The 15,539-nt window shown below is 61.0% G+C and carries 15 protein-coding genes; 12 read left to right on the top strand and 3 right to left on the bottom strand.

Annotated elements, in window-relative coordinates; translation table 11 throughout:
• The first annotated feature begins 26 nt into the window (after positions 1-26).
• From AC1Q6I_RS15960 to AC1Q6I_RS15905, 12 genes are all read left to right on the top strand, one after another.
• Positions 27-1,067, top strand: coding sequence for a Rieske 2Fe-2S domain-containing protein (locus AC1Q6I_RS15960; protein WP_024074554.1), 1,041 nt, complete (start codon positions 27-29; stop codon positions 1,065-1,067).
• On the top strand, positions 1,064-2,017 hold the full coding sequence (locus AC1Q6I_RS15955; protein ID WP_102623751.1) for a PDR/VanB family oxidoreductase: 954 nt from the start codon (positions 1,064-1,066) through the stop codon (positions 2,015-2,017). The genes AC1Q6I_RS15960 and AC1Q6I_RS15955 overlap by 4 nt, the downstream gene beginning before the upstream one ends.
• Positions 2,018-2,079: 62 nt before the next feature.
• Positions 2,080-2,652 carry a cupin domain-containing protein gene (locus AC1Q6I_RS15950; RefSeq protein WP_102623752.1) on the top strand — a complete coding sequence of 191 codons (573 nt, stop codon included), beginning with the start codon at positions 2,080-2,082 and terminating at the stop codon, positions 2,650-2,652.
• The gene (locus AC1Q6I_RS15945; RefSeq protein WP_102623753.1) at positions 2,649-3,641 is read left to right on the top strand and encodes a fumarylacetoacetate hydrolase family protein; all 993 of its coding nucleotides are present in this window, start codon (positions 2,649-2,651) and stop codon (positions 3,639-3,641) included. Before AC1Q6I_RS15950 ends, AC1Q6I_RS15945 begins: the two co-directional genes overlap by 4 nt.
• A complete protein-coding gene (locus tag AC1Q6I_RS15940) occupies positions 3,632-4,639 on the top strand; it encodes an NAD-dependent epimerase/dehydratase family protein (RefSeq protein ID WP_024074558.1) in 1,008 nt (335 codons plus the stop codon). The genes AC1Q6I_RS15945 and AC1Q6I_RS15940 overlap by 10 nt, the downstream gene beginning before the upstream one ends.
• On the top strand, positions 4,626-5,411 hold the full coding sequence (locus tag AC1Q6I_RS15935) for a cyclase family protein (protein WP_024074559.1): 786 nt from the start codon (positions 4,626-4,628) through the stop codon (positions 5,409-5,411). The genes AC1Q6I_RS15940 and AC1Q6I_RS15935 overlap by 14 nt, the downstream gene beginning before the upstream one ends.
• On the top strand, positions 5,408-6,139 hold the full coding sequence (locus AC1Q6I_RS15930) for a FadR/GntR family transcriptional regulator (protein WP_102623754.1): 732 nt from the start codon (positions 5,408-5,410) through the stop codon (positions 6,137-6,139). The genes AC1Q6I_RS15935 and AC1Q6I_RS15930 overlap by 4 nt, the downstream gene beginning before the upstream one ends.
• Positions 6,136-7,086, top strand: coding sequence for a LysR family transcriptional regulator (locus AC1Q6I_RS15925; protein ID WP_024074561.1), 951 nt, complete (start codon positions 6,136-6,138; stop codon positions 7,084-7,086). Before AC1Q6I_RS15930 ends, AC1Q6I_RS15925 begins: the two co-directional genes overlap by 4 nt.
• Positions 7,087-7,185: 99 nt before the next feature.
• Positions 7,186-8,196, top strand: coding sequence for an ornithine cyclodeaminase family protein (locus tag AC1Q6I_RS15920; RefSeq protein ID WP_102623755.1), 1,011 nt, complete (start codon positions 7,186-7,188; stop codon positions 8,194-8,196).
• A gap of 28 nt (positions 8,197-8,224) precedes the next feature.
• Entirely contained in the window at positions 8,225-9,241 is a 1,017-nt protein-coding gene (locus tag AC1Q6I_RS15915; protein ID WP_024074563.1) for a dihydrodipicolinate synthase family protein, read from the top strand.
• Positions 9,242-9,257: 16 nt separating this feature from the next.
• Positions 9,258-10,727 carry an NAD-dependent succinate-semialdehyde dehydrogenase gene (locus AC1Q6I_RS15910; RefSeq protein WP_102623756.1) on the top strand — a complete coding sequence of 490 codons (1,470 nt, stop codon included), beginning with the start codon at positions 9,258-9,260 and terminating at the stop codon, positions 10,725-10,727.
• A 307-nt stretch (positions 10,728-11,034) separates the two neighbouring features.
• Positions 11,035-12,168 carry an FAD-dependent oxidoreductase gene (locus AC1Q6I_RS15905; protein WP_102623757.1) on the top strand — a complete coding sequence of 378 codons (1,134 nt, stop codon included), beginning with the start codon at positions 11,035-11,037 and terminating at the stop codon, positions 12,166-12,168.
• 120 nt (positions 12,169-12,288) lie between these two features.
• On the opposite strand, the gene AC1Q6I_RS15900 is transcribed toward AC1Q6I_RS15905, so the two are convergent.
• From AC1Q6I_RS15900 to AC1Q6I_RS15890, 3 genes are all read right to left on the bottom strand, one after another.
• Positions 12,289-13,023: an EthD domain-containing protein gene (locus tag AC1Q6I_RS15900; protein ID WP_102623758.1), complete on the bottom strand. Its 735-nt coding sequence runs from the start codon at positions 13,021-13,023 to the stop codon at positions 12,289-12,291.
• Positions 13,024-13,353: 330 nt separating this feature from the next.
• Positions 13,354-14,280 (bottom strand): 2-hydroxyacid dehydrogenase, encoded by a 927-nt coding sequence (locus tag AC1Q6I_RS15895; protein ID WP_024074567.1) that lies wholly within the window; start codon positions 14,278-14,280, stop codon positions 13,354-13,356.
• A gap of 107 nt (positions 14,281-14,387) precedes the next feature.
• The gene (locus AC1Q6I_RS15890) at positions 14,388-15,467 is read right to left on the bottom strand and encodes a tartrate dehydrogenase (protein WP_069076200.1); all 1,080 of its coding nucleotides are present in this window, start codon (positions 15,465-15,467) and stop codon (positions 14,388-14,390) included.
• Positions 15,468-15,539 lie beyond the last annotated feature (72 nt).

Raw genomic sequence — 15,539 nt, 5'->3', positions numbered from 1 at the left:
AAAACAAGAACAATGAGGAGATCATCATGAGTTATTTGCTCAACACCTGGTACATCGCTGGATGGGCAGACGAGCTGACGCAAGGTGGGATGCTTGGCAGGACCATCGTCGAGCAACCCATCGTGTTCTTTCGCAATAGCCAGGGTGTGATCCAGGCGCTCGCCGATCGTTGCCCACACCGTTTTGCCCCGCTGCACATGGGCAAGGTTGTCGGCGATAGCGTCCAGTGTCCGTACCACGGCTTGCGTTTCGATGGCAGTGGCCAATGTACGTACAACCCCCATGGCGATGGGACCGTCCCCAAGGCCGCCTGCGTTCGCGCGTTCGCGGTCGTCGAGCGGCATGGGGCGATCTGGGTCTGGCCTGGCGATTCGAGCCTGGCCAACGAGGCGCAGATCCCTGATTTTTCCTTCCTCGAACAGGCCCCACCCCATGCCAAGGGGCATGGGTATTTGCCAACCCGCGCGCACTACGAGTTGCTGTCCGACAACATCATGGACCTGAGCCACGTTGATTTCCTGCACCCCGATACGCTGGGTGGCGGGGCGTTGTCACGCACGCGCGCGACCATCGAGGAGTTGCCCAACGACCGCGTGCGCATCAGTTGGTGGGCGCCAGACGATGTCCCCCCACCGGCTTTCGGCGCTCATCTGGAAGACCCGAGCCGGGCAGACGTCTGGGCCGAAGTCATCTGGCACGCCCCCGGCCTGATGCTGCTGGGCAGTGGCGCCACGCCGCCCGGCCGCCCCAGGGAAGAGGGGCCCGTGACCTGGAACCTGCATCTGATGACGCCGCAGGACGCGACGAACACCCATTACTTCTTCGCCAACACACGCAGTTTCGAGCAGGACAATGCGCAGTTGAACACCTTCATCCAGGACATGTTGATCGGGATTTTCGCCGGTGAAGACAAGCCCATGGTCGAGGCTCAACAGCGCCAGATCGGCGAGGTTGAACTGCTGGGTCTTAACCCTGTGTTGCTGCCAGTCGATGCCGGGGCCGTGCGTTGCCGACGTGTTCTGCGTCGCTTGATTGCCGCTGAGCAGCCAGTGAGTGCCCCGAGATGATCGATGTCGTGGTGACCCGCAAGCGTCGCGAAGCCGAAGGCATCTACAGCTTTGAACTGGCCCCGGCCGAGGATTCCCTGCTGCCGGCTTTCAGTGCCGGCTCGCATATCGATGTGCACCTGCCCAATGGCCTGGTGCGCCAGTACTCGCTGTGCAATCACCCGGAAGACCGCCACCGCTACCTGCTGGGCGTGTTGCTCGACCCTGCGTCTCGTGGCGGTTCCCAGGCCATGCACGAGCAAGTGCACGAAGGCAGCCGGCTGCGGATCAGCGAGCCACGCAACCTGTTCCCGCTGGAGCATGGGGCCGGGTACAGCGTGCTGTTCGCGGGCGGCATCGGCATTACACCGATCCTCTGCATGGCCGAGCGCCTGGCGCGGATCGGCGCGCCTTTCGAGTTGCACTATTGCGGTCGCTCGGTCGGGCGCATGGCCTTTATCGAGTACCTGCGCCATTCGGCGTTCGCCGATGGCGTGCACATTCATGTGGACGATGGCGAGGCTAGCCAGCGCCTGGACAGCGCTGGGGTTTTGTCCGCGCCGACCCGTGACCGTCATCTGTACGTCTGTGGCCCCAATGGCTTCATGGAGCATGTGCTCGGCACTGCGCGTGCGCAGGGCTGGGCCGAAACGCAACTGCACCGTGAGTACTTTACCGCTACTGCTGCCCCGGCGAGTGAGGCAGGCGGGTTCGAAGTGCAACTGGCCAGCACCGGACAGTGTTTCCAAGTGCCGGCCACGCTCAGCGTTGCCCAGGTGCTGCTGGAGGCCGGCATCGACATCCCTTTGTCTTGCGAGCAGGGCATCTGTGGCACCTGCATCACGCGCGTGCTGGAAGGCGAACCGGAGCATCGCGACATGTTCTTGACCGATGCCGAGCGGGCCCGCAACGACCAGTTCACACCGTGTTGCTCGCGTGCCAGGAGCGCCCGGCTGGTGCTCGATCTTTAAGGTTTTCCATTCATCCATCTCTACCCGCTGCGGTGTTTTGCCAACTGATTGAGGAGTCGAACATGCAACAACTTCCAGGTTTCAAACGCGTGGTCACCGGGCACGATGCCCACGGCCAGGCGGTGGTCGCGCTCAGCGGACCGACACCCAACAGCTTCCCGCTCAAGGCCGTGCCCGGTACGGTATTCCATGAGATCTGGAACAGTGGCGCCAGCCCGGCCTTACTCGACAATGGCGAGGACCCCACCCGCAAGCCGCTTCAGTTGAGTCCGGCGCCGCTGGGCAGCGTTATCCGTGTGGTGGATATCCCGCCCGACAGCGTACAGAACCAAGTCAGCGCCGAGGATGCCGCGGCGGCCTTCGCCGAAATTGGCCAGGCCCATGCCGGCACGGGGCAGGCAGATTCCAAACACAAGCTGATGCACCGCACCGAAACCCTCGATTACGGCGTGGTCACGGAGGGGGAGGTCTGGTTGGTGCTCGATGGCGAGGAGGTGCATCTCAAGCGCGGTGACATCGTCGTGCAGCGAGGTACCAACCACGCCTGGAGCAATCGCACCGAGCAGATGGCACGCATGTTGTTTGTGCTGCTGGATGGCCGCTTCGCGCCCGAACTGCAAGGAGGCCAGGCATGAAGCTCAGTACCTTCAAGAATGATAGCCGCGACGGTCGCCTGCTGGTGGTGTCGCGCGACCTCGCCTGGGCGGCCGATGCCAGCGATATTGCGGCGACGTTGCAGGTTGCCATTGAACAATGGTCGAGCGTCGAAACCGCGTTACGCGCGCGCTACGACGCCTTGAATGAAGGCACCCTGGCCGGCGCCTTCGCCTTCGATCCGCAGCACGCTGCCGCACCCTTGCCACGTGCCTGGCAATGGCTGGATGCCTCGTCCTTCCTCAGTCATGGCGAGCGCATGCAGAAAGCGTTCGCGCTGGATCCGATCGAAGGTGTTGAACACACACCCTTGATGTATCAGGGCTGTGGCGATGATTTCCTGGGGGCCCACGACGACATCGTGCTGCCCAGTGAAAGCCACGGTATCGACTTTGAAGGTGAATTCGCGGTGGTGGTCGATGAGGTGCCCATGGGCTGCTCGGCGCAAGACGCCGCCGACCATATTCGGCTGATTGTGCAAGTCAACGACGTCAGCTTGCGTGCGCTGGCCCCCCGTGAAATGAAGACCGGCTTCGGGTTTATCCAGGCCAAATCCTCGTCAAGTTTTGCCCCGGTGGCGATCACCCCCGACGAGTTGGGCGAGGCCTGGCGGGACGGGCGTGTGCATTTGCCACTGAGGGTCGAATGGAATGGCCAGTGGTTCGGGCATGCCCACGGTGGCGCCATGCATTTCGGCTTTCATCAGTTGATCGCCCATGCGGCGCTGACCCGGCGCCTCAGGGCCGGCTGCGTGATCGGTTCTGGCACGGTTTCCAATGCCGACCCCACGGTTGGCGCGGCCTGCATCGCCGAACGTCGTGCCGTCGAGATGATCGAGCAAGGGGCGCCGCAGACGTCCTTCATGCGCTTCGGTGATCGCGTGCGCATGGAAGTTCTCGACCTGCGCGGGCAGTCGGTCTTCGGGGCGATAGACCAACGTGTCGTGCACGGAGGCCTCCCATGCGCGTGATGATTACCGGGGCCAATGGTTTTGTCGGCCGGGCGCTGGTCAACCGATTGCTCCAGGCGAATGAATGGCAAGGCCGCTCGATCAGCGCGTTGATCCTGCTGGATAAAGAGTTGGTGGGGTTTGCTGACGATAAACGCCTGCGTCGGCATTGCGGCAGTGTGACCGATGCCGCGTTATTGCGTCGCGCCCTGGCCGATGGCATTGATGTGGTTTTTCACCTGGTCAGCATCCCCGGGGGAGCGGCCGAGCAGCATTATTCACTGGGCTATCAGGTCAACCTGCTGGCAAGCCTGGAGTTGCTTGACCAGTTGCGCGCGCAGCCTGGCGCGCCGGTGCTGGTGTATGCCAGCAGCGTGGCGGTGTACGGCGGCGACTTGCCGGCGCGCCTCGATGAGCGCGCCGTGCCACACCCGCAGTTGAGTTACGGTGCGCACAAGGCGATGGTGGAAATGGCGCTCAACGACCTGGCCCGACGAGGCGAGGTGGACGGCCGTGCCGTACGCCTGCCCGGCATCGTTGCCCGTCCACGTGAACCCAACGGGCTGCGCTCGGCGTTCATGAGCGACCTGCTGCATGCCTTCGCCGAAGGTCAGCCGTATTGCTGCCCGGTTTCACCGCAGGCGCAGGCCTGGTGGATGTCGGTGCGGTGTTGCGTGGATAACCTGTTGCGGGCCGCCGAACTGCCGGCCGCCGAGCTTGGCGAATCACGCGTCTGGCAACTCCCGCTGCTACGCCTGTCCATTGCCCAGGTCATCGATGCCCTGGCCGCTGCCTATGGCCAGGAACGCCGTGCGCTGATCAGCTTCGCACCGGATGCCGGGCTGCAAGCGTTGTTTGGCAACTTCCCGGCCATGAAAACCCCTCTGGCCCGTGCCCTTGGCTTTCGCCATGACGGCTCGGCTGCCGCCTTGATACGAAACAGTTTGAATGCTGCTGCCCCGGCGCGTCGTGCGCGTGGGCGGGTGGCACTTGGAGTGAGCGAACATGCAATCAACTAAACGCCGCCTGGTGGACCTGTCCGTTACCCTGGACAACAACCCCTACACCGATCCACCGCCGTTGCTGCCGAAAATCGACTACATGGACCATCAGCAAGGCTGGCCGGAGATGGCCGCGATGTTTCCCGGCCTGTCCAAGGCGCAACTGCCTGGCGACGAGTCCTGGGCGGCTGAGCGCCTGCAGATCACCACGCACAGCGGTACGCATATGGATGCCCCCTGGCACTATGCCTCGACCACCGACGGTGGCAAGCCGGCTTTCGGCATCGACGAGTTGCCGTTGGACTGGTGCCTGCAACCCGGCGTGAAGCTGGATTTCCGTCATTTGCCCGATGGCCATGTGGTCAGCGCCGCCGAAGTGCAGGCGGAGCTGGCGCGCATCGACCACGTGCTGCAGCCGTTGGACATTGTCCTGGTCAACACCCGCGCCGGCGCGCTGTTCGGTCAGCCAGGGTATCTGGATGCCGGGGTCGGTATGGGCCGCGAGGCTACGTTGTATTTGCTTGAGCGCGGTGTGCGTGTGGTCGGCACCGATGCCTGGAGCTGGGATGCGCCGTTCAAGTACACACGCGAACGCTTCGCGGCCACGGGCGATGCCTCGATCATCTGGGAAGGGCACAAGGCCGGGCGTGACATCGGCTACGGCCAGATGGAGAAACTGGCCAACCTGGAGTGCCTGCCGGCCCATGGTTTCCAGGTGTCCTGCTTCCCCTACAAGATCCGGCACGCGTCGGCCGGTTTCGTCCGTGCCGTAGCGATTTTCGAGGCGTGAACGTGCCGGCGGCCGCAGGAAAAAAACGCAGCAGCCTGTCCCAGGGGCTGGAGGCGCTGCTGTCAGGGCAGATTCTGGAGGGGCGACTGCGGGGCGGTGAACAGTTGCCCACCGAGTCGGCCCTCATGCTTGAGCATGGGGTCAGCAGGACCGTGGTGCGCGAGGCCATGTCGCGTCTACAGGCTGCTGGAATGGTTGAGACACGCCACGGGATCGGCACGTTTGTGCGCGGCAGCGCCCTGTCGCTGGGGGCATTCATCGACCCGGCTACCCTCGGCATCCTCGATGATTCGCTGGCGATCATGGAGTTTCGAATCGGTCTTGAGGTGGAAGCTGCCGGGCTGTGCGCCCAGCGACGTCGTCCGGATCAGTTGGCCGGGTTGCGGGGGCTTCTCGATCAACTCGGACAGCCAGCCGTCAGTGTCAATGACAGGGCGGCGTTGGATTTTCAGTTCCATCTGAGCATTGCCCAGGCGTCAGGTAATCACTACATCGCCAACACACTGGCCAACCTGGGCGTGATCATCATTCCGCGCAGTCGATTGGATTCTGCGCGTTTGTTTCATGATGAGCCGTTGCACTATGAACAGCGCATGCAAAGCGAGCATGAACAGATCTATCAGGCGATCCTCAACCAGGACGCTGAATACGCGCGCGCGGCCATGCGCCTGCATCTTCAGGACAGTCGCGAGTACCTGCAGCAGGCTCGCCAAGAGTTGAGGCCATGAAGGACCTTCAGAGTGCCGATGTACCGGGCAATGGCTCGCACTATCCGGCAACAGCGCTGACCATCATCGATCCTCGCTGGACCTTGTTCGTGCGTGTCGTGGCGGCTGGAAGTCTCAGCAAAGCCGCGGTACTGCTGGATATGCCGCAGTCCATGGTGAGTCGCAATATTGCCTTGCTCGAGTCGCAATGTGGCGAGCGCCTGTTTCATCGCACGGGGCGCGGGGTGGTCCTGACCGAATTTGGGGAGCAACTGCTGCCGTGCATATCGGATCTTCTTGCGGACGCTGAAGGCCTTGCCGATGACATTCGCAACCTGCGGGGAAAGCCGGTGGGGGAGGTGGTCGTGGGCATGTTGCCGTCTGCGGTGCGTCGGTTTGCCGGGACGCTTTTTTCTGCGGTACGCGCCCAGATGCCCGGTGTGAGGTTGCACCTGATCGAGGGCGCGAGCGCTCAACTCGAAGAGCAGTTGCACGATGGTCGTCTGGATATGGCGCTGGTGCTGCGCGAGAGCGAGGCAAGCATCGGGCAGGCCCATCTTGTGGCCAGGCTGCCGTTGCACCTGGTAGGACCGGCCGCCGATCCGCTGTTCGTCAAGCGAGATATTGCATTAAAAAATCTATCGAGGTTGCCATTGGTCGTGCCTGGGCGACCGCATCTGTTGAGGGCCAGGCTCGACCATCTGGCCACCGAGCAAGGCGTGGAATTATGCGTTGCCGTCGAAGCCGACTCCGTGCAGCTCCAATATGAAGTCGTCGCCGCGGGTGGCGGCTATGCGATCGCCTCTGTGCTACCGGGCTCTCTGGACCCGCGACTGAGTTCGTCACGTATCGTCGAGCCGCTTCTCGAGCGCTTTGTGGTACTGGTCGAGTCACCACGTCGCCCCTTGACCCGTGCCTCCCGTGAAGTGCGACGCTTGATCGGCAGCCTGGCGATGCCATCGATTTGAGCGATAGCTGCTTTCGATCCCCAGCAGTATTCGGTGGGGGATGTGCCTCGTAGGGTGTCAGTCAATCACCGACTGATACTCGATTGCGAGGTTAGCGCTATGCATCACGCCCAACAGCACCACGTCGTTGCCCCGACGCTTTTTCTCAGCGATGCCGATGTGGCCTCGCTCGCCGACTGGAGCGCCGCCGTCGCGGCGCTCGCCCAGGCCTATGCCAGCCCTACCTCGGATGCCATGGTGCCGCCCCGGTCGATGGCGCGGGGCGATGGGATCTGGCTGCGCAGTTTGACCGCCGTACCACCGACTGGCGGCCATATGGGCTGCAAGTTGATCGCGGCTTCCATGCGGGCGCGCTGCGCCAGCTACTTGATCGCATTGTTCAACCAACAAACCATGGCGCTCAGTGCCTTGATCGACGGTAATCGGGTAACCGGATTGCGCACCGCCGCAACCGCCGCCCTGGCGGTGGATTTGCTGGCGCCCCAGCGTGCGCTGCGGGTGGGTGTGATTGGCGCGGGGTTCGAGGCGCGTGGCGCCTTGGATTGCCTCAAATCCGTGCGCGATGTCGCCCATGTTCGCGTGTTCAGTCCAACGCCTGCGAGCCGCGAACGGTTTGCCGACAGCTTCAGGCCGGGGCTGGATATTCACGCGGTGGGCAGCGCGCAAGAGGCCGTGCAGGACTGTGATGTGGTGATCTGTGCCGCCCGCAGCCGTGACGAGTCTCCAGTACTGCAAGGCGCGTGGATTGGCCCGGGTACCACAATCGTATCGTTGGGTTCGACCTTGCCTGAACAACGGGAAGTTGACCCGGTCACGATGGAGCGAGCCGTGTGCATCGTCGCGGATATGCCGCAAGAGGTACTCCACGATACGGGGGATGCCATTGCGGCGATCACTGCCGGTGTCTATGTCGCCGACAAATTGGTCGCGCTGTCGGACCTGGTGGCAGGGCGTGTCATCCCGCGCCAGAACGACAGCGACATCGTTCTCTACAAATCGGTGGGCTCGGCCTTGCAAGACGTTGTCATTGCGCAAGTGCTGTACGAGCGCGCCCGGCAACAAGGCCTCGGCATCGAGTTGCCTGCCAGCATTGTCCCTGTCTCGAAATAACCCCTCCACTGTCCGAAGGAAAATCATCATGGCGACTTACAACAAAGCGGATGCCCGTGCCTGGGCGCGTGAAAACCTGGTGGGCTGCTCGGCTGTCACCCTCCCAAGCTTCAGTGCTGATCTGAAGCGCCTCAATGAGCGTGGCATACGCCACGACATCGAACATACGGTCGGGCTGGGCTACAGCGCCACGTTGCTGTGCAGCGAGCTGGCCATCTCTGCCCAGGAAAACGCGCAATTCACCGCTTGGGCGCGTGAGTCGGGGAAAAGCCTGATCCTGTTCTTCCACGCGGCTTTTGGCACGCTTGCCGAGAATATCGAGGCGGTGAAGCTCGCCGAGAATGCCGGTGCTGACATCGTCCTGCTGTCCTATCCGCCACAGTTCTGGCCGACCAGCGAGCAGGAAATCTACGACTACACCAAGGCATTCTGCGACGCGACGGACCTTGCCGTCATGCTCTTCCCGATACCGCTCTGGGGCTTTGAGCGCGTGCATCCGGCGGGGATGTCATTGGAATTGGTCCGTCGCCTGCTGGCCGATTGCCCGAATATCGCCGCGATCAAGTCCGAGCAAGGGTTCCCATTGCCGGCGGGCATTTGCGAGATGTACCACCACTTCCGTGACCAAGTGGTGATCAGTTGCCCGATCGAAGGCGATGCGATCCCCTTGATGAGCCTGATGAAGCTGCAGTTTTCCGGCACCAGCAACACCGCCTGGATGAGCGACTACTACCCGAAAGCTTTCGAGCTGGCCCGCACGGGGCGTTTCGAAGAAGCGATGGAACTGTACTGGAAGGTCAATCCGGCACGCAGCGCCAACGGCGCCGCTGCGCAAAGCTATGCCGGCGGCACCGGTGTGCTCAACCGCACGATGTGGAAATACCAGGACTGGCTCGCCGGCTTCAACGGCGGCCCACTCCGCGCCCCGGCGATGCGTGTGCCGGATCGCTTCATGAAGTCTCTGCGTCAAGGGTTGGTCGCGTCGGGGCTGCCAGTGACTTCGGACCCTGATGCCGCCTTCATGATCGGGCGTCACCCGTGCTGATCAGGAGGGTTGCACCGTGAAGCATTTACTTAAGGACCCGACACTGTGGCGTACCGGAGCCTACATCGCTGGAGACTGGTTGACCGAGACGCCACACGGTCGTTACACGCTGCGTAATCCGGTGGATCAAACGGTGCTGGCCGAGTTGCCACGCTGTCGCGAAACTGAAGTCCGGCACGCCATCGACGCGGCGCAGGAGGCCTTTGGGCCGTGGCGGCGCCTGACGGCCAAACGCCGTGGCGAGGTGTTGCGCCGTTGGTATGAGTTGATGGTTGAACATCGGGAGGATATTGCCACGCTGATTACCCTGGAGGAGGGCAAGCCCCTGGAGGAGGCGCGCGGCGAAGTCGATTACGCGGCGTCTTTTGTGCGCTGGTTTGGCGAGGAAGCCACGCGGGTTCGCGGCGAAATGATCCCCGGCGTAAAGGACACTCAGCGCATCGTTGTACTGCGCGAACCCATCGGGGTGTGCGCCGCGATCACGCCTTGGAACTTTCCCGCTGCCATGATTACGCGCAAGGCCGCCCCGGCCCTCGCGGCCGGCTGCACGATGGTCGTGAAACCGGCCAGTCAGACGCCCCTGACCGCACTGGCGCTGGCCGAACTCGCGCAACGCGCGGGTGTGCCGGCCGGTGTTTTCAGTGTGATCACGGGTAACGACACCCGCGACATTGCCGGTGAGCTCACGGCCAACCCGTTGGTACGCAAGCTCACTTTCACGGGCTCCACCGAAGTGGGCCGCCTGTTGCTCGCGCAAGCGGCGCAGACGGTGAAGAAATGCTCCATGGAGTTGGGCGGCAACGCCCCGTTCATTGTCTTCGACGATGCTGATCTGGATGCCGCCGCTGACGGGGTGATGTTGGCCAAGTTTCGCAATGGCGGGCAGTCGTGCATCGGTGCCAACCGGGTGCTGGTGCAGTCAGGGATTTATGATGCACTGGCCGAACGCATCGTCGAGCGCATGGCACGCCTGAAGGTGGGCAATGGCCTGGAACCGGGTGTACAGGTCGGGCCGTTGATCGATGACGCGGCGCTACGAAAGTCCCAGGCCCTGGTTGATGATGCGCTGGCGCAAGGGGCTCGACTGCTGTCCGGCGGCAAGCCCCACGTGCTGGGAGGAGGTTTCTTCCAGCCCACCCTGCTGGCCGATGTGACCCATGGGATGCGGATCGCTCGTGAAGAGATCTTCGGCCCGGTCATGCCGCTGTTGCGTTTCGACCGCGATGACGAAGCCATTGCGATGGCCAACGACAGCGAGTTTGGCTTGGCGGCCTATCTGTTCAGCCGTGATGCGGCACGCATCTGGCGCAACGCCGCTCGTATCGAATCGGGCATGGTGGGCATCAACTGTGGTCTGATTTCGAATGAGGTCGCGCCCTTCGGCGGCGTCAAGCAGAGCGGTCTTGGGCGCGAGGGATCGCACCTTGGGATCGACGAATTTCTTGAAGTTAAATACCTCTGCTGGGATGGCTTGGAAAGCGTGTGAATCCGTGTCGTTGAAGGCCGATTGATTGCGGTTCGAATGAACTGCAATCAATCGGCTTTTTTATTTATCCGTAGGCACGCGGATAACACCTGGTTTTGTCGCAACGCCAAGACCCATCAGCTGAAGCGATACCTCGGATTGTGCAAAGCGATTTCAGCGCAGATAACCAATTCGATAGTCTCGTCGTTGATCTGACATTTTCCGTCGGAAACTCATGACTCTGCAGCATTGGCTCGACGACGCCGCAACGCTCGTCGGTGTGCCATGCACTGTCAGCCGGGTGAATAAGAATAATTAGGAGAGCGTGATGATTGCAGCAGTCAATAAGGTCCTGGTGATCGGAGGAGGGTTCTCCGGTATGACCGCGGCTATCCAGCTCGCCCGCCAGGGTGTGGAAGTTGACCTGGTCGAAATAGATCCTTTGTGGTGCCCTCTAGGGGCGGGAATTACCCTGAGTGGGCCCACGCTACGAGCGCTTGATACCGTTGGGATTCTTGAACAGGTGGCCGCGGAAGGGTATCTGTCGACCAATTTCGATGTGTTTTCACCGGCAGGCGACCTGATTGTGCAGTTGGCGCTTCGACCTCCGCTCAGTGATAAAGCGATTCCTTGTGGCGGCGGCATTCTGCGCCCGGTGCTGGCTCGTATTTTTGCCGACAAGACACGGGCAGTAGGCACCCATGTGCGCCTCGGCATCACGTTCGACGGCATCATCGAGCACGCGGATGACCTTGAAGTGTCTTTCACCGACGGCACCTCTGGGCGCTATGACCTGGTCATTGCCGCCGATGGTGTGCATTCGCAGATACGAAAGGCGTTTTTCCCCGAAGCGCCTGCGCCGAAACCCATTCACCAGAGTGTCTGGCGTGCTGTACTGAGGCGTCCGCCGGAAATCGTGCGGCCCAGTCACTGGCTCGGACGCACCAAGGTTGGCGTCAATCCGATTTCCGAAACGCACATGTACATGTTCCTCATGGAAAGCCGCGAGTTTTCCGAGTGGATCGATCCGGCCAGTTGGCCAGGTGAAATGGCGCGGCTGCTGGGTGAGTTCCCCGCCCCGATCCTGCAGGCGCTGGTGCCTCAATTGTATGAGCCGGGCGCCAATATCGACTATCGTCCGCTGGCCAATCTATTGGTGCCGTTGCCCTGGCATAAAGGCCGCATGGTGATGATTGGGGACACGGTGCATGCCACCACGCCACATCTGGCTTCCGGGGCTGGAATTGGTATTGAGAGCGCCATCGTGCTCGCCGAAGAGTTGCTCGCCAGCGCCGATCTACAGACTGCCCTGAACCGGTTCGAAGCGCGGCGTTGGGAGCGTTGCCAGCTCGTGGTCGAAAACTCCGCGCGGCTGTGCGAGATAGAAAAAAGTGGGGGTGACAAGGACGAGCATGCTCAGATCATGCGCGAGTCTACTGCGATGTTGGCCGAGCCCATCTGATAAATGAGTCGCTGTTCTGGTGCCCATCACTCATGTCTTGGGTGTGCGGCACAGGACGCGGACTCAGCGGCTTGAGTCCGCGTTGACGCGCGGTTGAGCACAGTTCGGTTGATTAAGTGTTTACCGGTTCAGGCCCATAATCACCACCTCTTTGACATATACGAAAAAAGACTCCGCTGACACCACAATCCCTTCGTCAGAAAGCTGTTGGAACAGTGCGCGCTGATACTGACGAAAACTGGAAAGAGCGCTTTCATTTTCAAACCACATGCTGCAAGCGCCTTCATATACCGTTATGTCGGGTCCGAAATAGGCGGTTACCCTGTCACCTTCGGGCAGGTATCTGGAACGAACATGTCGGCGGAGTGCACTTTGAAAGTCTGGGTGTCGGCTGATGATTGCCTCGTGCGCCGAATCCCATGCGCTGAAAAACGAATCCAAAGACACCGTTGGATTCTTTTTCAAAAAAATCATCACTTTGCTGTGGAGGGACCCTGCACTTGCAGGGACGGTTTCGACTTCATCCATCAACTGAGCGGCCTGGTTAGACAGGTCCGCGAAGTTTTTTGCATCAGGCCCTACGGTTTGTTGGGTATAGGGATCGCTGAACGTGTGAATCAAACCGGGCATATCATCAAAAAATAACTCCGTGATGGAGTCTCGGTGAAAATTTCTTGTATAGGTCACATCGGAGTCTATTCCGAACGCGCCGTCGATGATATGGTTTTGTACGTATCGTTTGACACTCAATGGTTTGGCTCGAGCGATTTTTCCGTGCTGATGCTCTATATATTCCAAAAACTCAGCATGGGTCATTCCAGGTTTTCGGCGTACGGCGGCTAGCATTTTAATCATGAGAGCTCTCGCGTTTATTGGACTGATTTTAAATGAATGTAGTGTCCTGAATATTTAATGCATATTTGTTATGCGCGATGTTCGGGCGTTACTTTATTCAGCAATAAAATATATAACCAGAACGGACTGGCGAACCAATCAGCGTTTCCGCTAGGAGGTATCGCGCAATAGCATGCTTGACGAGCCTTGGGTGGGTGTCGGCGCGCATTTCCATCGGCTCGGTGGCGAGCCAAATGGCATCGATGCGGATCACTGGAGCCGCTCGCGGACACCGTCGGCCTTAGTGCTGGAGTTCAGAAGGTGACTTGGCCGGACGTACTGTGCGGAGCCTCAGTAGCCATGATCGCGCTTGATCAAGCCTTGCATGGGCTTGCCGACCTGATGACGCCTGATATTGGCCAGCAATACCTCGAACGCGCTCTGCGGTGCCGTCATTGCGCCAACGTGCGGCGTCAGCCAGACATGTGGGTGCTGCCAGAACCGATGATCCGGCGACGGCGGTTCTTCGTTGAGCACGTCGAGAATGGCGTGGCTCAGTTGTCCGCTATCCAGCGCTTGAAGTAGATCGTCTTCCTTGAGATGACCGCCCCGGCCCAGGTTGATCAGGCTGGCACCCTTTGGCAGTGCGGCCAGCGTCCTCGCGTTTAGTATGTCGCGAGTGTCGTCGGTCAGTGGCAGTAGGCAGATCAGAATGTCGCACTGGCTGAGAAAGGACTCGAGCTGGTCGTCGCCGGCATGGCATTGCACACCGTCGATACTCTTCTGCGAGCGCGCCCAGCCATGCAACTGGAAGTTGAACGCACGCAGGCTCTGCAGCACCGCAACGCCCAGATTACCCAGGCCCATGACGCCGATCCGACGTTGCGCTGCCGGGGTCAGGAAGTGGTCTTGCCAGCGCCCGGCCTGTTGTTGATGCAGGTACAGAGGGATCTGTCGGTGCAGGCTCAACACGGCGAAGCAGGCGTACTCGACGATGCCTTGGGCAATGCCGGGGTCGAGCATGCGGACGACCTTGATAGGCTCTGGCAGCTCGCCGAGGTCGAATTGATCGACTCCCGCCGAGGTGGCGAAGATCACTTGCAGGTTCGGGAAGCGTTCATGCAGCTGTCGTGGCGGTTGCCAGGCGGCAAAGTAGCGTACTTGCGACGGGTCGCCAATGTCCGGCCAGAAGCGCACGTCGATGTCCGGCGCGTGTGTTTCGAACAGCGATTTCCAGGCGCGGCCACGGGCCTCGTCGACTTTGAATAGCAGGGTCATGGTGTCTCTCGCAAGCGCTGGCAAGGTGTTCAGACGATGCCAAAGTCACACGCAACAATCTCCCGTATCACGGGCCGTGAACGGAAGATTGCGCGTTATTTGCCGGTTCAGACCGCAGCGGCGATGGCCTTGCCCAAGGCTTCGGTGTTGCCCTTGCCGCCAATATCGGCCGTCAATGGTGCATTATCCGGCCCCATCGCCAGTACGGTTTCGATGGCAGCCAGCACCGCTGCGCCCGCCTGCGGGTGGCCCAGATGTTCGAGCATCATCGCGCCACACCAGATCTGTCCGATCGGGTTGGCGATGCCTTTGCCGGCGATGTCCGGCGCTGAGCCGTGCACCGGCTCGAACAGGCTCGGGAAGTTACGCTCCGGGTTGATGTTGGCTGACGGCGCGATACCGATGGTGCCTGTGCAGGCGGGGCCGAGATCGGAAAGGATGTCACCGAACAGATTGCTGGCGACCACCACATCGAACCAGTCCGGATGCAGGACGAAGTTCGCGGTGAGGATGTCGATGTGGTACTTGTCGACCTTTACCTCAGGAAATTTCTTGCCCATCTCGACGACGCGCTCATCCCAGTACGGCATGGTGATCGCGATGCCGTTGGACTTGGTGGCGGAGGTGAGGTGTTTCTTCGGGCGGCTCAGGGCCAGGTCGTAGGCGAACTTGAGAATGCGGTCGACGCCGACGCGGGTCATGACGGTCTCCTGTAAGACGATTTCCCGGTCGGTGCCGGGAAACATCTTGCCGCCGACGCTGGAGTATTCGCCTTCGGTGTTTTCCCGTACGACCCAGAAGTCGATGTCGCCGGGCGCGCGATTGGCCAGCGGCGCCTTTACCCCCGGCATCAGGCGGCACGGGCGCAGGTTGACGTATTGGTCGAACTCACGACGGAACTGCAGCAGCGAATCCCACAGGGAAATGTGATCAGGCACGACGTCTGGCCAGCCCACCGCACCGAAATAGATCGCGTCGTAGTCTTTGAGAATGTCGAACCAGTCGTCGGGCATCATTTTGCCGTGGGCCAGGTAGTAATCGGCGCTGGCGAAATCGAACCAGTCCCATTGCAGTTCCAGGTCGTGTTTGGTCGCCACGGCGTCGAGTACGCGCACGCCTTCGGGCATGACTTCCTTGCCGATGCCGTCGCCGGGGATCACCGCGATTTTGTACTGGGCTTTGCTCATGGGTTCGACTCCTGGGATTGATGTGGACTGATTGCCAGTGTATGCAGTGGCCCTGTATTAATAATTAGCCTT

This window comes from Pseudomonas sp. MPR-R2A5, assembly GCF_058793055.1.
The sequence above is the reverse complement of the archived record's forward strand: the minus strand, read 5'-3'. Positions and strand labels throughout refer to the sequence as shown.